An 18725-nucleotide genomic window follows, 5' to 3' on the forward strand; every position below is an offset into this window, starting at 1 on the left:
GACGTACACACGCTGTACGTCACGGTGCGGCGGCCCTCGCCGCGTCCGCGTACGGCAGGATGTTCAGCATGCCGAGCCCAGAAGAGACAACCGCGCACCAGGCCACGCCGGCCGAACCGCCGTCGGCCGTACCGCCCACCCGGCGGGACCGCGTCGCGGCGGCCGGCAGCGAGCTGATCGGCGGTCCTGTCGGACGCTGGGCCTGGTCCGGCAGCAACTGGCTCACGCCCGTACGGGTCGTCGCACTGGTGGCGCTCGGGATGTTTGCGCTGGGCATGGCGCAGAAGATGCCCTGTTACGACTGGGCCTGGTTCCGGGGCGCCAGCTCCCAGTACACCCACGCCTGCTACTCGGACATTCCGCATCTCTTCGAAGGCCGCGGTTTCGCCGCGAACCTCGTGCCGTACTTCGACCGCCTGCCCGGTGACATGAACTACCTGGAGTACCCCGTCCTGACGGGCGTCTTCATGGAGGTCGCCTCCTGGCTCACGCCCGGCGGATCGATGCAGTACCGCGAGCAGATGTACTGGATGGTCAACGCGGGCATGCTCATGATCTGCGCGGCGGTCATCGCGGTCTGCACCGCCCGCACCCACCGCCGCCGCCCCTGGGACGCCCTGCTGGTCGCTCTCGCCCCCGCCTTCGCGCTCACCGCCACCATCAACTGGGACCTGCTGGCCGTGGCCCTCACCGCCGCGGCGATGCTGATGTGGTCGCGTGGCAGGGCCCTCGCCTTCGGTGTCCTGATCGGACTCGCGACGGCGGCCAAGCTCTACCCCGTCCTGTTGCTCGGCCCGCTGCTCGTGCTGTGCTGGCGCGCCGGAAAGTTCCGGGCGTACGGGGTGGCGCTGCTCGGCGCGGCCGGTGCCTGGCTGGTGGTGAACCTGCCGGTGATGCTGCTCGCGCCCCAGGGGTGGGAGAAGTTCTACACCTTCAGCCAGGAGCGCGGAATCGACTTCGGCTCCTTCTGGCTGATCATCACGCAGCGCACCGGCAGGTCCCTGGACGTCAGCAGCGTCAACGCGTACGCCATGCTGCTGATGGTCCTGGCCTGCGCGGGTATCGGCGTGCTGGCCCTGATGGCGCCGCGCAGGCCGCGCTTCGCACAGCTCGCCCTGCTCGTGGTCGCCGCGTTCATCCTCACCAACAAGGTCTATTCACCGCAGTACGTACTGTGGCTGATCCCGCTGGCCGCGCTCGCCAGGCCGCGCTGGCGCGACTTCCTGATCTGGCAGGCCTGCGAGGTCGTGTACTACCTGGGCATCTGGATGTACCTCGCCTACACGACGAGCGGCGAGGCCCACAAGGGACTGCCGGCCGAGGGGTACCAGCTCGCCATCGCCGTGCACCTGCTGGGAACGCTGTACCTGTGCGCCCTGGTCGTACGGGACATCCTGATGCCGGAGCGGGACAGCGTGAGGGCCGACGGCTCCGACGACCCGTCGGGAGGGGTGCTGGACGGGGCACAGGACGTGTTCGTGTTCGGACAGGCCGCCGCCGGCGCACAGCAGCAGCCGGCCAGGGCGGTCGAGGGACCGCGGGTCGAGTGGGGGATGAGGCCGCCGGGAGCCGCCTGAGGGGCCGAGTGGCCTTCTGAGGGGGCTGAGCGGCCTTCTGAGGCTCTTTCGCGGCGCGATTGGCCCGAAGCCCGGCCCCGGCTCCCCGCACGTCCGGGGAGCCGGTGAGGGACCACCGACAGCTCAGCGGTCGACGAGGCGGTCGAACTGGGTGGTGGTGTGCCGCAGGAGGGCCACCAGCTCGTCGCCGACCTTCGGCTCCTCGGCGTCCGAGGGCACGAACAGGATCGACACCTGCATGTGCGGCGGCTCGGCGAACCACCGCTGCTTGCCGGACCAGAAGAACGGCGAGAGGTTGCGGTTGACGGTGGCCAGCCCGGCCCGGGCGACGCCCTTGGCCCGCGGCATCACACCGTGCAGGGCCTTCGGCGCCTCCAGTCCCACTCCGTGGGACGTGCCCCCGGCGACGACCACCAGCCAGCCGTCGGAAGCGGCCTTCTGCTGGCGGTAACCGAACCGGTCCCCCTTGACGACGCTCGTGACGTCCAGGACAGAGCCGCGGTACTCGGTCGCGTCGTGGTCCCCCAGCCAGAGCCGGGTGCCGATCCGGGCGCGGAAGTTGGTCTGCGGGAACTGCTGCCGCAGCCGGGCCAGTTCCTCGGCGCGCAGATGGCTGACGAACATGGTGTGCAGCGGCAGACGGGCCGCGCGCAGCCGGTCCATCCAGGCGATGACCTCCTCGACCGCGTCGGAGCCGTCCGTACGGTCGAGGGGCAGATGCAGGGCGAAGCCCTCCAGGCGTACGTCCTCGATGGCCGCGTGCAGCTGGCCGAGTTCTTCCTCCTTGACGCCGTGGCGCTTCATGGAGGACATGCACTCGATCACGACACGGGCGCCCACCAGGGCGTACACGCCGTCGACCGACGAGACGGAACGCACCACCCGGTCGGGCAGCGGCACCGGCTCCTCGCCCCGGCGGAAGGGCGTGAGGACGAGGAGGTCGCCGCTGAACCAGTCCTTGATCCGCGCCGCTTCGTAGATGGTGCCGACGGCGAGCATGTCGGAGCCGAAGCGGGTGGTCTCGTCGGCGAGCCGTTCATGGCCGAAGCCGTAGCCGTTGCCCTTGCAGACCGGGACGAGCCCCGGGAACTGCTCGATGACCGACTTCTGGTGAGCCCGCCAGCGCGCGGTGTCGACGTACAGGGAGAGCGCCATGCCGGTCCGGGACCTTTCTCGTGGCTGCGATGTAGAAAAGGTATGAATGGTCTTGGGATCCTTGACGGCCTTACGGGAAGTCACGCCTGCTCATTATCGGCGCGACATATACATGTCGAGCGCCTTGTGGAGCAGCTTGTTGAGGGGGAAGTCCCACTCGCCGATGTATTCGACGGCCTCTCCACCGGTGCCCACCTTGAACTGGATCAGTCCGAAAAGGTGATCGGTCTCGTCCAGAGAGTCCGAGATACCGCGCAGGTCGTAGACCGTCGCACCCATCGCATAGGCGTCCCGCAGCATCCGCCACTGCATCGCGTTCGAGGGCCTGACCTCGCGCTTGTGGTTCGCGGATGCGCCGTACGAGTACCAGACGTGGCCTCCGACGATCAGCATGGTGGCCGCCGCGACGTTCTCACCCTCGTGACGGGCGAAGTAGAGCCGCATGCGGTTGGGGTCCTCGGTGTTGAGGACGGTCCACATACGCTGGAAGTACGACAGCGGGCGCGGACGGAAGTGATCGCGCTCCGCGGTGATCTCGTACAGCCGCTGCCATTCCTCAAGATCTTGATAACCGCCCTGGACGACATCGACGCCGGCCTTTTCGGCCTTCTTGATGTTGCGCCGCCACAGCTGGTTGAAGCCCTTGAGGACATCGTCCAGCGAGCGATTCGCCAGCGGCACCTGGAAGACATAGCGCGGCTGTACGTCGCCGAAACCGGCACCGCCGTCCTCGCCCTGCTGCCAGCCCATCTTGCGCAGCCGGTCGGACACCTCGAACGCGCGGGGCTCGATGTGCGACGCCTCGACGTCACGCAGCCGCTTCACGTCCGGATCCTGGATGCCGGACTTGATGGCGGCCGAATTCCAGCGGCGGATGACGACCGGCGGCCCCATCTTCACGGAGAAGGCGCCCTGATGCTTCAGGTGGGCGAGCATCGGCTGGAGCCAGTCCTCCAGGTGGGGCGCGTACCAGTTGATGACCGGGCCCTCGGGAAGGTAGGCGAGGTACCGCTTGATCTTGGGCAGCTGTCGGTACAGCACGAGACCGGCGCCGACCAACTGGCCGTTCTCGTCGAACCATCCCAGGTTCTCAGAACGCCACTCGGTCTTCACATCAGCCCATGCCGGGACCTGGCAATGACTCGCCGCGGGCAGGCTCTGGATGTACGCCAGATGCTGCTCTCTGCTGATGGTCCTCAGGGTCAGGCTCATGCGGGGCGCTCCTCGGCAGGTGTGTCCCCATCGATACAGGGGCTCCGGCTCTCGCGCCGAAGCCTACTGCGCCTGTGGAGCGCCCCTCTGACCGTGTGCCAGAGCGACCGGTCAGCCGATGACCCCGCCGAACGGACCACCATGGGCCAGACCGATGAAGAAGCCCACCGCGCAAGCTCCCAGACCGATGATGATCAGGAACCGTTCGCGGGTCGTAATGGAGATGTAGTGGCCGAAACCGCCGGTGAAGATCCCCACGAGCCCGGCCCATGAGCTGAGCAGATGCAGATTGTTGAAGAACGCCGCCACCACGGCGAGAGCGCCGAGCAGCAGGGTCACCACCACCAGGGAGTCCTGGAGGGGATGGACCTTGCCGTCGGTGGCGAAGAGTGAGCCGGTCTGGTGCGGTCGCATTGCCTGTGCCATCTGGCACCTCCTGGCTTGCTGGAAGGCGGCGCTTCGTAGCGCCGCGCACACCCGATGTGTACAGAGTGCGTCCGACAGCGGCCGGATTTCAACCGGAAGCCGGTGTGCGGGTAGTCTGTACCGTCTGCACCGGTGTCTGCCCAGGCCTGTTCTCAGGCCGCCGATCACGATCCCAGGCTCGTCGAGCCGGATTGTCAGTGGCGGCCGATACCGTTGCTTACGCATCACGACCCTCCTGCCACGGAACGACCGTGGCCGCTGAGTCCAAAGGAGGTGGGTTTCACATGCGTCACTACGAAATGATGGTCATCCTCGACCCGGATCTCGAGGAGCGAGCAGTCTCCCCGCTGATCGAGAACTTCCTCTCCGTCGTCCGCGAGGGCAACGGAAAGGTCGAGAAGGTCGACACCTGGGGCCGTCGTCGTCTCTCCTACGAGATCAACAAGAAGCCCGAGGGCATCTACTCGGTCATCGATCTGCAGGCTGAGCCCGCGATCGTCAAGGAGCTCGACCGACAGATGAACCTGAACGAGTCGGTCCTCCGGACCAAGGTCCTTCGTCCCGAGACCCACTGAGCGTCTAGCTCAGGGCTCATCGGGTTCGAGTAGCAGCAAGCAGCCAGAAGCAATCCCCGCCGAGAGGTTCACCCATGGCAGGCGAGACCGTCATCACGGTCGTCGGCAATCTCGTCGACGACCCCGAGCTGCGCTTCACCCCGTCCGGTGCGGCGGTCGCGAAGTTCCGCGTCGCGTCCACTCCCCGCATTTTCGACCGTCAGACCAATGAGTGGAAGGACGGCGACGGCCTGTTCCTGACCTGCTCGGTCTGGCGCCAAGCGGCGGAGAATGTCGCCGAGTCGCTCCAGCGGGGCATGCGCGTCGTCGTCCAGGGCCGGCTGAAGCAGCGGTCCTACGACGACCGCGAGGGCGTCAAGCGCACGGTCTACGAGCTGGACGTCGAAGAAGTCGGCCCCAGCCTCAAGAACGCCACGGCCAAGGTCACGAAGACCACCGGTCGCGGCGGTCAGGGCGGCCAGGGTGGCTACGGCGGTGGCGGCGGCCAGCAGGGTGGCGGTGGCTGGGGCGGCGGCTCCGGCGGTGGCCAGCAGGGCGGCGGCGGAGCACCCGCCGACGACCCGTGGGCCAGCAGCGCACCGGCAGGCGGCAGCCAGCCGCAGGGCGGCGGGGGCAACGGGGGCGGCTGGGGCGGAAGCTCCGGCGGCTCCGGCGGCGGCTACTCGGACGAGCCTCCCTTCTAGGGCGGGCTCGCACCCCACTTCTTGATCACACAGGAGAGACACCATGGCGAAGCCGCCTGTGCGCAAGCCTAAGAAAAAGGTCTGCGCGTTCTGCAAGGACAAGACCCAGTACGTGGACTACAAGGACACGAACATGCTGCGGAAGTTCATTTCCGACCGCGGCAAGATCCGTGCCCGCCGCGTCACCGGCAACTGCACGCAGCACCAGCGTGACGTCGCCACGGCTGTGAAGAACAGCCGTGAGATGGCGCTGCTGCCCTACACGTCCACCGCGCGATAAGGAAAGGGTGACCACATCATGAAGATCATCCTTACCCACGAGGTCTCCGGCCTCGGTGCCGCGGGCGACGTCGTAGACGTCAAGGACGGCTACGCTCGCAACTACCTGGTCCCGCGCGGTTTCGCGATCCGCTGGACCAAGGGCGGCGAGAAGGACGTGGCGCAGATCCGCCGCGCCCGCAAGATCCACGAGATCGCCACCATCGAGCAGGCCAACGAGATCAAGGCCCGCCTCGAAGGCGTGAAGGTGCGTCTGGCCGTTCGCTCCGGCGACGCCGGCCGTCTCTTCGGCTCCGTCACCCCGGCCGACCTCGCTTCGGCGATCAAGTCCGCCGGTGGTCCGGACGTCGACAAGCGCCGCATCGAGCTCGGTTCGCCGATCAAGACCCTGGGCGCGCACCAGGTGTCCGTGCGTCTGCACCCCGAGGTCGCCGCGAAGCTCGGCATCGAGGTCATCGCCGCGTAAGCGCTGTGCTCGACAGAGCATGGAGAGGGCCGCATCCCGTCAGGGATGCGGCCCTCTCGCTGTTCTCCGGCTCGCATGAGTCCATGCGGTTTGTTTGCGCGTTTCCCGGCTACACGCGAGTTCCATGTTTCACGTGAAACATGACGCTATGCCGGGCTTCAGCGTGTGGCACCCGTGACCAGCCAGCGACCGGATGAGGTCCGCAGCCAGAGCGTAAGCATGCGGATCACCATCATCAGCCCCATCGCCCACCACAGGGCGGTCAATCCGCCGCCCAGCGTCGGGATGAACAGAGCGACGGGTGCGAAGACCGCGAGCGTGACGAGCATCGCCCCGGCGAGGTAGCGGCCGTCCCCGGCACCCATGAGGACGCCGTCCAGGATGAAGACGATCCCCGATATCGGCTGAGAGACGGCAACCACGAGCAGCGCCGGCAGCAGGGTGTCCCGTACGACCTGGTCACCAGTGAACAGCGGAATGAACAGCGGGCGTGCGAGCACGGTCAGAGCGCCGAGCAGCACCCCGGCCATGACTCCCCACTGCACCATGCGGCGGCAGGCCTCCTGGGCGCCCTTCGTATCGCCTGCCCCGAGATAACGGCCGATGATCGCCTGGCCCGCGATGGCGATGGCATCGAGCGCGAAGGCCATCAGGCTCCAGAGAGACAGGATGATCTGGTGCGCGGCGATATCGGCATCGCCGAGACGTGCCGCGACGGCCGTGGCGATCATGAGAACCGCGCGCAGGGACAGCGTACGGATCAGCAGCGGCACGCCGGCCTGTGCGCTGGCCCGTATCCCGGCGGCGTCGGGGCGGAGTGAGGCGCCGTGCCGGCGGGCTCCCCGTACGACGACCACCAGGTAGACGACGGCCATCGCGCACTGGGCGATCACCGTGCCCCAGGCGGAACCGGCGATGCCGAGCCCGGCGCCGTAGACAAGCGCGACGTTCAGCACCGCGTTGGCGCCGAAACCGCCGATGGCGACGTACAGCGGTGTCCTGGTGTCCTGAAGGCCGCGCAGCACTCCCGTCGCGGCCAGGACGACAAGCATGGCCGGGATGCCGAGGCTGGAGATCCGCAGATACGTGACGGCGTACGGAGCCGCCGTGTCCGACGCGCCGAACAGGCCGATCAGCCAGGGCGCGGCGGGCAGCGTGACGGCGATGACGGCGGCGCCGAGGAGCAGCGCGAGCCAGATGCCGTCCATGCCCTGCCGGATGGCGGCCTGGAGGTCACCTGAGCCGACCCGTCTGGCGACGGCCGCGGTTGTGGCGTAGGCGAGGAAGACGAAGATGCTCACCGCAGTGGTGAGCAGGGCTGCCGCGATGCCGAGGCCGGCGAGTTGCCGGGTGCCCAGATGTCCGACGATCGCGCTGTCGACCATCACGAAGAGCGGCTCGGCGACCAGCGCGCCGAAGGCGGGAACGGCGAGCGCGACGATCTCGCGGTCGTGCCGTCGTCGGCCGGGTTTGCGAGCGGCGGGAGCCTGTGTCATGCACTCAATCTAATCTTCCACAGGTAAGAGATGCAATGGGTATCCAGTCCTTACCCGTATCTACAGGGAGTGTGCTTTTGTGTGCCGTTTGTTCTGATCTTGGTCCGGTCGGGAAAGTTTTTCTTCCCCACAGCCGGTGGACGAGAAAAGACCAGGTCAGATGGGTTACGGCAAGAAGGCTATGACTTTGTCCACAGTGCTGTCCCCCGGTCCGTGCACAGGTTCCCAGGGGTTCTCCACAGCATATGGTCCTTCGTCCACATGGCCTGTGGATAACCAGATTGGCTGACGGTGCCGACGGGCCTAACGTGAGCGGGCGTCCGACGCGCTGGAACCGGAGTCAGCCCTCTCGTTTTGTCAGTGTCGTGCCGTAGAAAGAGTGGCACGGCGAGGTCCGCAAAGCGGACATGAGGAGGTGGCCGCGGTGAGCATTCCCGAGCCATTGGACGATCCCTGGACCGATGCCGGTCCCAGTGACCGTCTGCCTGTCTCCCGGCAGCGCCGTGGTGAGGGCAAAGGCCGCGAGGAGCAGCACGAGCGCGGCCGTGATGACGGCGCGTGGGACGGCGGCGGTGCGCCGGGCTTCGAGCGGGTGCCCCCGCAGGACCTCGACGCGGAGCAGTCGGTCCTCGGCGGCATGCTGCTGTCCAAAGACGCCATCGCCGACGTCGTGGAGATCATCAAGGGCCACGACTTCTACCGTCCTGCCCACGAGACGGTCTTCACCGCGATTCTCGACCTCTACGCCAAGGGCGAGCCGGCCGACCCGATCACGGTGGCGGCCGAGCTGGTCAGGCGGGGTGAGATCACCCGCGTCGGCGGAGCCTCTTACCTGCACACGCTCGTCCAGTCGGTGCCGACGGCCGCGAACGCGTCGTACTACGCGGAGATCGTCCACGAGCGCGCGGTGCTGCGGCGGCTGGTGGAGGCCGGTACGAAGATCACGCAGATGGGATACGCGGCGGACGGCGACGTCGACGAGATCGTCAACTCCGCCCAGGCCGAGATCTACGCCGTCACCGAACAGCGCACGAGCGAGGACTACCTGCCGCTCGGCGACATCATGGAGGGCGCGCTCGACGAGATCGAGGCCATCGGCTCCCGCAGCGGAGAGATGACCGGGGTGCCGACCGGCTTCACGGACTTCGACTCGCTGACAAACGGTCTGCATCCCGGCCAGATGATCGTCATCGCGGCCCGTCCCGCCATGGGTAAGTCGACCCTCGCCCTGGACTTCGCCCGGGCCGCTTCCATCAAGAACAACCTGCCCAGCGTGATCTTCTCCCTCGAAATGGGGCGCAACGAGATCGCCATGCGTCTGCTTTCGGCAGAGGCGAGGGTGGCGCTGCACCACATGCGCTCGGGCACGATGACGGACGAGGACTGGACGCGCCTGGCCCGCCGCATGCCGGACGTCTCGCAGGCGCCGCTGTACATCGACGATTCGCCGAACCTGTCGATGATGGAGATCCGGGCGAAGTGCCGTCGCCTGAAGCAGCGCAACGACCTCCGGCTGGTGGTCATCGACTACCTCCAGCTGATGCAGTCCGGCGGTTCGAAGCGCGCGGAGAGCCGCCAGCAGGAGGTTTCCGACATGTCGCGAAACCTCAAGCTGCTGGCGAAGGAACTGGGGCTGCCGGTTATCGCGCTGTCACAGCTGAACCGTGGTCCCGAGCAGCGTACGGACAAGAAGCCCATGGTCTCCGACCTGCGTGAATCAGGCTCCATCGAGCAGGACGCGGACATGGTGATCCTGCTGCACCGCGAGGACGCGTACGAAAAAGAGTCCCCCCGCGCGGGCGAAGCCGACCTGATCGTGGCCAAGCACCGTAACGGCCCGACGGCAACGATCACGGTGGCCTTCCAGGGGCACTACTCCCGCTTCGTGGACATGGCCCAGACCTGAGCGGAATCTTCTGCTGAGTCTCACGATGCTTCGCGGATCAGCCGCTTGCGGTTCGCGGCCTACCCGAGCATGCGGACGCGATCATGCGACCGTCTTGGCGGCGCCGGCATGCCGGCGCCGGAAGCGGTGGCCCGGAGTGTGACGGCCTGGCGAGCGATGACAAGTGCGGAGCGAGGTGTTCGGTGCGGTGCCGTACTTCCGGGCGGAACCGCAGCGACTCTGTCGTCGCGGCCTTTCACAGCTGCGCGATCGATGTGTGATTGAGTCATCACAGCCGGTTGTCGGCCAGTCTGTTGCCCAGCGAGAGGAGTCGGTGAGATGCAGGCCAGTGCGGGAGATCGCCTCGTGGTTCACGGGCGCACGGTCGGTCAGCATGACCATGTGGTCGAGATCGTGGAGGTGCTGGGCCCGGAGGGCGCGCCCCCTTACCGCGTACGGGCCGAGGACGGACACGAGACGATCATGAGCCCCGGTCCTGACTGCGTCGTCGATCACCGCAAGGCCACCGGCCGGTCCTGAGCCCTTCTCGCCACGCCACCGGCCTGCTGGCCATGCCGCCGACCTGATCACCGGACGCCATTGCTGTTCCGGTTGTCCGTCGTAAGACCCCGCGCGCGGTCCGGGGATGGGCGAGGCGTATCCAGCTGTTCGGCTCCTGGAGAGCCGGGCCGTTCAGGCACCGGTGTCTGCGTCTACTCGAGGCGAGGCCCCCAAGGTCTCTCCCGAGGACGTCGTGGAGCTGCCGGGCGAGCGCGGCCTGGACTGCGGTGAGCCGGCCACAGGCCCGCGCTGCGAACCCGTCATGGGGTTCGCAGCGATCAGTCCGCGTTCGAGCCCGGCGAGCACGCTGAGCATGACGCCCGGCCGGGAGAACCCGACCGGGCGCATGCGCGACCTGCTCACTCACCTCGTGTTGCATCGGGCCCGTCAGTTCGCGTCCCCCGGGCCCCGCGGTGCGTGCGCTGTCTAGCCGCAGGCGTCGTCGTACTTGACCTGGCGGGAGCTGCCGATCGTTCCGTACCAATCGACGCAGGAGCCGGCCCCGTAGACGTAGATGGGCCCCGCATAGGTCTTGTACTGGCCCGCGTCATAGCTCCACGTGGACGAGCCGCTCTTCTTGACCCCCGTGTCCATGTAGACCGCCGACCCCGAGCTGTTCCGGACAGTGACCACGCAGTTGTAGCCCGTGGAGGAGTTGTACGTGAGATACACGTTCCCGCCGGTAACGGGCATCGTCTTCCTCACGGTGTACCCCGAACCACAGCCGTTGTTGTACGCGGTTGGGGTCACCACTCCGGTGTCACTCGCGACAGCGGTGTTGTGAGTACCCCGAACCGCCGGCTGCGCCGCGCTCCCGGCGCCGTGAGAGGGCGGCGGGGCCGCCACGGCCGTCGCCGTGAATATCGTTCCGACTGCGGCGACGGCCGCTGCCGCCGCCAAGACATAGGACTTCATGGACAAGTTCCCCCCGTTGCGGTTGATCGCGTCTGGCGACTCTCCGGCGTGGCCTTCGTGACGCCACTTCCCATCGCCCGTTGCTACCTGCCTCTTCAGTATGCGAAGAATGGTGAACTTGAGGAGCGAACGCTTGGATAGTCGCCGGTGCAGCTGCAAATGTCCGTTAGGGAAGCCTGTGGAGCCCTTTACGTCATCGCCTGCGAGAAGAGACACAGGTGGGGGTCTATGCCCCGTCGGGCACATCCCCGACGGGGCGTCACACTGCCTGGCGTATTCGCGCGGGTCGCCCCGAGTGCGGCTCCAGCTCGATCCCCATGCCCCTCCTTTTCCATTCCCAAGATCCGAGACCCGCCGAAAGCCATGCCCGCGCGGCGAGCAGATCAGCCGCGGTGGCTTCGTTGACGAAAACCGACAGCACCTGCACAGGAGAGGGGGAGCCGTCGGCGGCGCGTTGTGGTCGGCGTTCGTGAGAAATAACAGCGCCCCCAGCGCGCCCCGCCGTCTCCGGGCCTCACCTCGGGAAGCTGTGACGAGAACGTGAGTAGCTCTGCGCGGTGTTCAGACTCGTGGCCTCCGGCCACAAAGGCCGTACGAGAACCCGCTTGTCGGACCACGGCGACCACTGCTAAATTCCCGGAAGCCGTGTGACAGAACGAGGAGGTGGTACCCGTGAACGCAGTATCGACATGGGTGCTCCCCTCCGGGGTCACGGTCGGGCGATAGATCGTCCGGGAGCGCCTTTCCAGAGCACTCCCGAAAGGCACGACCGTGCAATTCACTTCCGAACAGCGTCTCGACGACGGCGTCCTCGAGCGCGAATTCACCCTCGGCGAGATCCCCGGCATCCTGTGGACGCCCGGATCCGCCTCCGCACAGGCCCCTCTGATCCTGGTCGGCCACCCCGGCGGACTGAGCAAGATGCGCTCCCGGCTGGCGGGCCGGGCCCGGCACTACGCGGCGCGGTACGGCTTCGCCGCAGCCACCATCGAGCTGCCCGGTAGCGGCGAACGGCCCCGTTTGGCCGCCGTCGAGCAGGCCCGCACCGACCTGCGGAGGGCGATGGTGGCCGGCCAACCGGTTGGCGACGAGATCGTCGATGCCCTCGTCCTCCCGTTGGTCGAAAAGGCGGTCCCGGAATGGCAGACCACCCTGGACACCCTCCTTGCGCTGCCCGAGATCGGCGGCCCGGTCGGGTATGAGGGGGGAGTGATCTCCATCGGCATCCGGCTGGCGGCAGTCGAGCCGCGCATCGCGGCCGCCAATCTGTTCGCCGGGAGTTTCGTGCCCGCCGCCATGTACGAAGAGGCCCGCCAGGTCACCATTCCGCTGCAGGTCCTGCTGCAGTGGGACGACGAAGGGAACGACCGGCAGGCGGCCCTGGACCTGTTCGACGCCTTCGGCTCCAAGGAGAAGACCCTGCACGCCAATGTCGGCGGTCATGCCGGCGTCCCGCAGTTCGAGATCGACGCCGGAGCCCGGTTCTTCGCCCGCCATCTGAGCTAGGCCCTGTCCGGACCCAGCCGCCGACCGGTCTTGCCGTCAGGCCGGCAGCAGACGGCAAGCGGCGTAGGCCGGGATGGTGTTCTTCAAGGACAGGTCCGGCTCTCCTCGGCTCTCCGCGGTGCGGGCCCCTGTCAACTCGACAGGGGCCCGCACCGCCCGAAGCCATGAACTGTTCGATTTCGGCAGAGCTTCGAGTGCTGTCCGATCTCGTGTTGCCCCGGGGCCGGCTGCTGCCGAGTTCGGGCTCGTCCTGGATACGGTCCTGACCAGCGGCATGTCAGCATGGACAGGTGACGACATGGATGCGCTGCTACTGGGACGAGGAGGACGTCTGGTTCTACTTCGAAGTCGACGGCGAAGGCTGGGTGACCCGGCAGGTGGAACTCCAAGGGCCGGAGCGGACTCCGGTCGCAGCGGCCTCCCTTGATGAGCCCGACGACAGGTTCGGTTTCACATCGGAGGCGCCTGTCTCGGAGTGGGAAGGCCACGACCCCGGACAACTGCCCTCCGACACGTTCGAGGAAGTCTGGGGAGCTGCCCGTCGGCAGATCGCGGCTCGACTGTCACGACTTCAGGAGCAGACCTGAGGAAGGCGGACCGCTCTCCCGGCGCTATGTGATCAGAAGTCGGCCACGAAGACGCGGACCCGCGAGATCATCGCGCCATGACTGAAATCGTCTTGATGTCCGACCCCAAGGTCGCGGCTGTCTCTGTTCAGGAGTGTGGTGAGCGGCTGGTGGATGTGCGCCGAGGCTGCTCACTGCTGGTCGATGAGCGGAAATGGCAGGACTCCGCCGGTGCGTTCGCTCATCTGCGAGAAGGAGTGCTCGACCGACTCCTCCAAGCCCAGGCACAGCTGCCTCAGGGCATACAGCTGCTGTTCGTCGAGGGATATCGTCCGCCGTCCCTCCAGCGTCGTTATTTCGATGGATACGCGGCCCAACTGCGTGCTGAGCATCCGGAGTGGGCTGCGGAGCAGGTCCGCTCGGCAGCCAGTCGCTACGTGTCCCCGCCCGAGATCGCACCGCACAGTGCCGGGGCGGCTGTTGATGTGTCACTCGCTGATGGCGACGGGCTTGAGCTCGACATGGGCACTCGTATGAACGCGACTCCGGAGGAGAGCGCGGGCGCCTGTTACACGCAGGCCGACAACATCAGCGACGAGGCTCGCACCCACCGGGACATCCTGGGCACCGCGCTCACCGCCGCCGGCTTGGTCAACTACCCCACAGAGTGGTGGCACTGGTCATACGGCGACCGTTACTGGGCCCTGAGAACGGGAGCGGCGACCGCCCACTACGGGCCCCGGGAAATCGACTGACCCAGGCCGGCTGCCTTGATCGCGCGTTGGGCGAAGACCTCCTCACGGCGGTCTGCCATCTGCCGCAGCGCGTCTCTGCGATCCCGTGTGGAGAGCCGATCGAGATATGTGTGACCGATGAGGTGGTCGGTCTCGTGCTGCAGGCACCGGGCGAAGTAGCCCGTCCCCTCGATGACGAGAGGGGCACCCTCTTTGTCGAACCCGCGGACGACTGCGTGATCGGTGCGGGAAACCACCTCGCCGGCACCGGGCACGGACAGGCAGCCCTCTAAGTCGTCGAGGAGCCGGCGGTTCTCCGGATGGGGGAGGTCCACTACCGGGTTGACGATGTGGCCGACATGGCGGACCCCGGAGTCATCCGGGCAGTCGTACACGAACAGCCGGAGACCGACGTTCACCTGGTTGGCAGCCAGGCCGGCACCGTCGGCCACGTACATCGTCACGAACATGTCGTCGATCAGGGCCGACAGCTCGGGAGAGCCGAACTCGGTCACCTCCTGGCATGGGCGGCCCAGAATCTCCTCGCCCACCACCGTGACCCGGCGCACCGAACCCCGCGCCACCTCCGGTGGCAGAGCTGGGTAGGACTCTACGGGGCGGCCCTGCACATGGACGTGTCGGCCAACGGGACGGGACCGCTCGTCACGAACAGGCATCGCTGTCTCCCCCTTGTGTTTCTGCGCACGCCACACATGCCGCGAACATCTACTGCGGCCTGATGTTTTCAAGCGAGGCCCGCTTGTCAGGCGTTTTGCAAAGTAGCAGACTTTGCAAAGTGACCGAAGATGACCTCAACACCAGGCGTGACCCAACGGGCAGCAGTGGCGACGAACTGCGCGAGCATGAGGTCCGTACCGCTCTGCTCGCGCTGCTTGCCGAAGTCGGCACCGCCACGGCGACCGAAGCCGCCTCCAGGCTGGGTCACAGCTCTGGACTCTGCTCATTCCACCTGCGACAGCTAGCACGCCACGGATACATCGAGGAAGCCCCCCACCGCGGTGGCCGCGCACGCCCCTGGCGCCTGAGGCAGCGCAATCCCGCTGCCGACGCGTCCGCGGAGGAGCAGTTCGGTGACTTGGCCCGAGGGCTGGAGGATGAGAGCTGGCAGCGGTGGCTGGCCCAGCGAGACCAGGCACCGGCCGAGTGGCGACATGACGAAGCCTTCAGCTCCGTCGCCTATCTGACACCCGAGGAGATGAGCCGGGTCGCGGACACGGTCCGACGGGCGCTTGCGCCCTACCAGGATCGCGAACAACGCCCCCTCGCCCGGCCCGGCAACGCTCGACCCGTGGCCCTCATCACCCGGCTGTTTCCCCTGCTTCCCCATGCAACGGACGACGCGGACCGGGATTGAGCAGATGCCGGGCTCGCGGTCGCTCGGGGAAACCTCCTGGAGACGGCAGCCGTCTCTGTCGGGCGGAGGGCGAAGGACGCGGGCTTACGGTTCGGTGACCTTGGCCGCGAAGGCGTTCAGGTTGGTCCACATGCGGGTGAGACGTTCGTCCAGGGTGAGGGATTCCTCGTACATGCCGGTACGTAGCTTCGGCTGGCGCTTGCCGCGTACGTACAGGGAGCAGGCGAGGTCCGCGCAGATGTAGATGCCGACCGAGTTGCCCTCGCGGCCGCGGGCGCCGGCCAAGGGGGCGGCCAGCAAGGAGACGCCGGAGGAGGCGTGGCCCGTCAGGCAGATCTGGCACAGGCTCGACTTCACCGCGCTGGTCCGGCGCACGGCGGGGACGCGCAGAGAGATCCCCAGCGGACCCTGCGCTCGCGGCAGCACGAGATGTGCCCGTAGCGGGGCGCCCGGGTCGACCCAACCCAGGAAGTCCAGTTCCTCCCAGGACAGTTCTGCGAAGTCGAGGGGCAGCCGCAGCCGCGCCGCCTCGCCCTTGGTGCTGTTCACGAAGGAGGAGCGGATCTGTTTCTCACTGAGTGGTTCCACGGTTATCGACCTTATGCCCGCGCCGGAACGTCCCGCATCGCAATATGCGCACGATGCGGGACGTTCCGCGGCGAGCACGGCTGCTGGTCAGAGCAGCGGCTCTGCGGACAGTTCGCGCAGCCACCTGAGGCTTTCGGCTCCGCTCGCCGCGTTCGCGCTCTCGGAGGCTCCGGGGAAAAGGCGGCACCAGGAGCAGGCCCGGCCGATCGTCGCGAGTCTGCACGCGAGACTCACCGCGCGCCGCAGCTCCGGGGCCGTCAGACCGCTGCTGGTCCATGGCTCCAGGTAGGCGTCCCGTAACCGTGGCAGCACTCCCGGTCCGAACCGTTCGCGGGCCGCTCGGGCGGGAACCAGCAGGCTGCAGAAAGGATGTGTGACGGCAGCGTCGCCCCAGTCGAAGAATGTGAGCCGACCCGGTCGGGGCGCGAAAAGCTGCCCGTCGTGCAGGTCGGAGTGATCGAGCGCGTCCGCGATACCCATGCCGGCGAGTTCAGCGCACCAATCCACGAGCCGGGGACGCAACTCGCGTAACTGCTCCACGTCGGCACTCTCCAGCGTGCCGTTGCTCTGAACGATCCGGTCGAAGACCTCGGGGAGCGCGGCCGTGTGCGCTTTGGGGACGCCGAGCGATTCGACCTCTTCGGTGTGTGACATCAGGGTGCGTTGCATGTCGGCGTACCGGCTCAGCGGTTCCTCCCACGCGTACGGGTCGGCGGGGCCTTGATCCAGTACGTCGCGGAAAAGCGGTCCACCGTCCGGCAGCAGCGACCAGCCGCGGTCGCGGTCGACGGCCAGTGGCTTCAGTACGTGTTCCGGGACCCAGCGGCTCAACGCCTCCGTCAGCGTCGCCTCGAAGGAGCTGGCCGGCGGGTTGGCCTTGAACCACACGGCTTCCTTGTCCCCGACGGACAGCCGCACCAGCACGGACCACGGGCGCAGGCGCACCTTCCGCGGCCCTGTCTCGCGCAGGCCGTGAGCGGACAGCTCGCGCCGAGTCCACCCGAGGGCGCTTTCGCGCCAGGGTTCCCGCTCCCACGGTGTCACCGCCTCCGGATACCGACCGCGTCCACCGCGTCCCACATTTCGCTTCCCATCGCGACATCTCACCATCAGGTGCGCTCGGCCGCCGGTGATTTTTGGCCGTTGGCCGGTGGAGGGCCTCTGGGATGCTCGGACCGGCAGACGCTGCGTCCCGGCACATCCAGGTAGCCCGTTGACGGTGAGCGATGTCCGCGTGAAGAGGTCGACTCGGCAGGGTCGTGCGGGTAGATCAGGATCATGACCTCATCTGTAGAAGATCTACTGCCCGAGACTCAACGCGCCCTCCTCCATCGCATCGCCCGTGCCCAGTCCGAGGGGCGCGCGCCCTCGCTCGTCGCGGCGGTGGCGCGTGAGGGGCGGGTGGTGTGGGCGGGTGCGCGCGGCGAAACGGACGGGCAGGCGCCCGATGCCGGCACTCAGTACCGCATCGGGTCGATCACCAAGCCGTTCACTGCGGTTCTGGTGTTGCGGCTGCGGGATGAAGGGTTGCTCGATCTCAACGATCCGCTGGAGAAACACCTCCCGGGCACCGGCGTGGGCGACGTGACCATCGCTCAGTTGCTGGGCCACCACGCGGGCCTGGGGGCAGAGAGCCCCGCGCCCTGGTGGGAGCGGACACCTGGGTCGATGCGCCCCGGGTTGGCCGACGTTCTCGGCGAGCGGCCCGTTCTGCACCCGGCCGGGCGTACGCACCACTACTCCAACCCCGGCTACACGCTGCTCGGTTCGCTGGTGGAGGCGGTGCGTGGCGCGTCCTGGGCGGAGGTGTTGCGCCGGGAGATCCTTGAGCCGCTGAACATGGACCGTACGAGCGTCCAGCCAGCCGCCCCGCACGTCAGCGGCTGGGCCGTGCACCCCTGGGCCGATGTGATGCTGCCCGAGCCCGCCGTGGATCTCGGGCTGATGGCCCCGGCCGGGCAGCTCTGGTCGACCGCCACCGACCTCTGTCGGTTCGCCGGCTTCCTCGCCCAGGGCGACGAGAGGGTGCTGAGCGCTCAGTCGGTCGAGGAGATGCGAAGGCCGTCCGGGCCCCCGCAGGTAGAGGACTGGGACGGCGGATACGGACTGGGCGTGCAGCTTGCTCGTCGGCGCGACCGGACTCTGGTCGGGCATGGAGGCTCGCTGCCGGGCTTTGTCGCCGGCCTGTGGGTGAGCGTGGCGGAGGGCGTGGCCGCGGTGGCGCTGGCCAACGCCACCTCAGGACCTGCTACGTCGACCGTGGCCGCTGACCTTGTCGGCATCGTGGCGGATGCCGAGCCGCGCATCCCTGAGCCGTGGCGGCCCCTGCCCGCGTGCGATCAGCCACTGCTGGAGCTGACCGGTCCCTGGTACTGGGGCACGTACTCCTACGGGCTGAAGCTGACGGCGGACCGCGGTGTGGAGCTGCAACCGCTGCGTGGCACCGGGCGTGGTTCGCGTTTCGCCGCCCAGACGGACGGCAGTTGGACGGGCCTCGACGGGTACTACGCGGGCGAGTCCTTGCGCGTGGTGCGTCGGGAGGACGGTTCCGTGGACCATCTCGACCTCGGTTCCTTCGTCTTCACCCGGGAGCCGTACGACCCCGGGGCGGATGTGCCCGGCGGTGTGGACGGGGGAGGGTGGCGCGGCCTGCCCGGATGATCGGGGCTGGATGTTTCACGTGAAACATCCAGCCCCGGTGACTCTGGTCGCATGTTTCACGTGAA

The 18725-nt window shown here is 67.6% G+C and carries 20 protein-coding genes; 12 read left to right on the plus strand and 8 right to left on the minus strand.

Going from position 1 to position 18725, the window contains the following annotated elements; genetic code table 11:
- Nucleotides 1-68 precede the first annotated feature (68 nt).
- Nucleotides 69-1577, plus strand: coding sequence for a glycosyltransferase family 87 protein (locus ACIP6N_RS11755; RefSeq protein WP_401814827.1), 1509 nt, complete (start codon nucleotides 69-71; stop codon nucleotides 1575-1577).
- Nucleotides 1578-1700: 123 nt separating this feature from the next.
- Here ACIP6N_RS11755 and ACIP6N_RS11760 read toward each other — a convergent pair whose 3' ends face one another.
- The 3 genes from ACIP6N_RS11760 to ACIP6N_RS11770 form a co-directional block, all read right to left on the minus strand.
- Nucleotides 1701-2732 (minus strand): alanine racemase, encoded by a 1032-nt coding sequence (locus ACIP6N_RS11760; RefSeq protein WP_401814829.1) that lies wholly within the window; start codon nucleotides 2730-2732, stop codon nucleotides 1701-1703.
- 93 nt (nucleotides 2733-2825) lie between these two features.
- The gene (locus tag ACIP6N_RS11765; protein ID WP_401814831.1) at nucleotides 2826-3944 is read right to left on the minus strand and encodes a lipid II:glycine glycyltransferase FemX; all 1119 of its coding nucleotides are present in this window, start codon (nucleotides 3942-3944) and stop codon (nucleotides 2826-2828) included.
- A 111-nt stretch (nucleotides 3945-4055) separates the two neighbouring features.
- Nucleotides 4056-4370, minus strand: a complete 315-nt coding sequence (locus ACIP6N_RS11770; protein ID WP_401814832.1) for a hypothetical protein — start codon at nucleotides 4368-4370, stop codon at nucleotides 4056-4058.
- A gap of 284 nt (nucleotides 4371-4654) precedes the next feature.
- Between ACIP6N_RS11770 and rpsF the strand changes: the two genes are divergently transcribed.
- The 4 genes from rpsF to rplI all read left to right on the plus strand — a co-directional run bounded on the left by rpsF (nucleotide 4655) and on the right by rplI (nucleotide 6373).
- A complete protein-coding gene (gene rpsF, locus ACIP6N_RS11775; RefSeq protein WP_401814834.1) occupies nucleotides 4655-4945 on the plus strand; it encodes a 30S ribosomal protein S6 in 291 nt (96 codons plus the stop codon).
- A 74-nt stretch (nucleotides 4946-5019) separates the two neighbouring features.
- Nucleotides 5020-5628 carry a single-stranded DNA-binding protein gene (locus ACIP6N_RS11780; protein ID WP_401814836.1) on the plus strand — a complete coding sequence of 203 codons (609 nt, stop codon included), beginning with the start codon at nucleotides 5020-5022 and terminating at the stop codon, nucleotides 5626-5628.
- 43 nt (nucleotides 5629-5671) lie between these two features.
- Nucleotides 5672-5908, plus strand: a complete 237-nt coding sequence (rpsR, locus tag ACIP6N_RS11785; RefSeq protein WP_003967857.1) for a 30S ribosomal protein S18 — start codon at nucleotides 5672-5674, stop codon at nucleotides 5906-5908.
- Between the two features lie 18 nt (nucleotides 5909-5926).
- Nucleotides 5927-6373, plus strand: a complete 447-nt coding sequence (rplI, locus tag ACIP6N_RS11790) for a 50S ribosomal protein L9 (protein WP_401814837.1) — start codon at nucleotides 5927-5929, stop codon at nucleotides 6371-6373.
- Between the two features lie 158 nt (nucleotides 6374-6531).
- On the opposite strand, the gene ACIP6N_RS11795 is transcribed toward rplI, so the two are convergent.
- Nucleotides 6532-7869 (minus strand): MATE family efflux transporter, encoded by a 1338-nt coding sequence (locus tag ACIP6N_RS11795; RefSeq protein WP_401814838.1) that lies wholly within the window; start codon nucleotides 7867-7869, stop codon nucleotides 6532-6534.
- 442 nt (nucleotides 7870-8311) lie between these two features.
- Here ACIP6N_RS11795 and dnaB point away from each other — a divergent pair, with 442 nt between their 5' ends.
- Complete coding sequence (dnaB, locus tag ACIP6N_RS11800; RefSeq protein ID WP_401815235.1) at nucleotides 8312-9775, plus strand: replicative DNA helicase; 1464 nt, start codon at nucleotides 8312-8314, stop codon at nucleotides 9773-9775.
- A gap of 318 nt (nucleotides 9776-10093) precedes the next feature.
- Nucleotides 10094-10294 (plus strand): DUF1918 domain-containing protein, encoded by a 201-nt coding sequence (locus ACIP6N_RS11805; protein ID WP_401814839.1) that lies wholly within the window; start codon nucleotides 10094-10096, stop codon nucleotides 10292-10294.
- A gap of 447 nt (nucleotides 10295-10741) precedes the next feature.
- Here the strand turns inward: ACIP6N_RS11805 and ACIP6N_RS11810 are convergent, their stop codons facing one another.
- Nucleotides 10742-11008 (minus strand): hypothetical protein, encoded by a 267-nt coding sequence (locus ACIP6N_RS11810; protein ID WP_401814840.1) that lies wholly within the window; start codon nucleotides 11006-11008, stop codon nucleotides 10742-10744.
- 993 nt (nucleotides 11009-12001) lie between these two features.
- Between ACIP6N_RS11810 and ACIP6N_RS11815 the strand changes: the two genes are divergently transcribed.
- From ACIP6N_RS11815 to ACIP6N_RS11825, 3 genes are all read left to right on the plus strand, one after another.
- Nucleotides 12002-12736, plus strand: coding sequence for an alpha/beta hydrolase (locus ACIP6N_RS11815; RefSeq protein ID WP_401814842.1), 735 nt, complete (start codon nucleotides 12002-12004; stop codon nucleotides 12734-12736).
- Between the two features lie 290 nt (nucleotides 12737-13026).
- Nucleotides 13027-13323: a hypothetical protein gene (locus ACIP6N_RS11820; RefSeq protein ID WP_401814843.1), complete on the plus strand. Its 297-nt coding sequence runs from the start codon at nucleotides 13027-13029 to the stop codon at nucleotides 13321-13323.
- A 77-nt stretch (nucleotides 13324-13400) separates the two neighbouring features.
- On the plus strand, nucleotides 13401-14057 hold the full coding sequence (locus tag ACIP6N_RS11825) for a M15 family metallopeptidase (protein ID WP_401814845.1): 657 nt from the start codon (nucleotides 13401-13403) through the stop codon (nucleotides 14055-14057).
- Here the strand turns inward: ACIP6N_RS11825 and def are convergent.
- Complete coding sequence (def, locus tag ACIP6N_RS11830) at nucleotides 14033-14713, minus strand: peptide deformylase (RefSeq protein WP_401814846.1); 681 nt, start codon at nucleotides 14711-14713, stop codon at nucleotides 14033-14035. The two genes, ACIP6N_RS11825 and def, sit on opposite strands and share 25 nt — an antisense overlap.
- 119 nt (nucleotides 14714-14832) lie before the next feature.
- Between def and ACIP6N_RS11835 the strand changes: the two genes are divergently transcribed.
- Nucleotides 14833-15411, plus strand: a complete 579-nt coding sequence (locus ACIP6N_RS11835; RefSeq protein ID WP_401814848.1) for a winged helix-turn-helix domain-containing protein — start codon at nucleotides 14833-14835, stop codon at nucleotides 15409-15411.
- Between the two features lie 84 nt (nucleotides 15412-15495).
- Here ACIP6N_RS11835 and ACIP6N_RS11840 read toward each other — a convergent pair whose 3' ends face one another.
- A complete protein-coding gene (locus tag ACIP6N_RS11840; RefSeq protein WP_401814849.1) occupies nucleotides 15496-15999 on the minus strand; it encodes an FBP domain-containing protein in 504 nt (167 codons plus the stop codon).
- An 87-nt stretch (nucleotides 16000-16086) separates the two neighbouring features.
- Nucleotides 16087-17109, minus strand: a complete 1023-nt coding sequence (locus ACIP6N_RS11845) for an aminoglycoside phosphotransferase family protein (protein ID WP_401814851.1) — start codon at nucleotides 17107-17109, stop codon at nucleotides 16087-16089.
- A 168-nt stretch (nucleotides 17110-17277) separates the two neighbouring features.
- Between ACIP6N_RS11845 and ACIP6N_RS11850 the strand changes: the two genes are divergently transcribed.
- Entirely contained in the window at nucleotides 17278-18660 is a 1383-nt protein-coding gene (locus tag ACIP6N_RS11850) for a serine hydrolase domain-containing protein (RefSeq protein ID WP_401814853.1), read from the plus strand.
- The last annotated feature ends 65 nt before the right edge of the window (nucleotides 18661-18725 follow it).

It is taken from the genome of Streptomyces sp. NPDC088725, assembly GCF_044751305.1.
GTDB lineage: Bacteria > Actinomycetota > Actinomycetes > Streptomycetales > Streptomycetaceae > Streptomyces.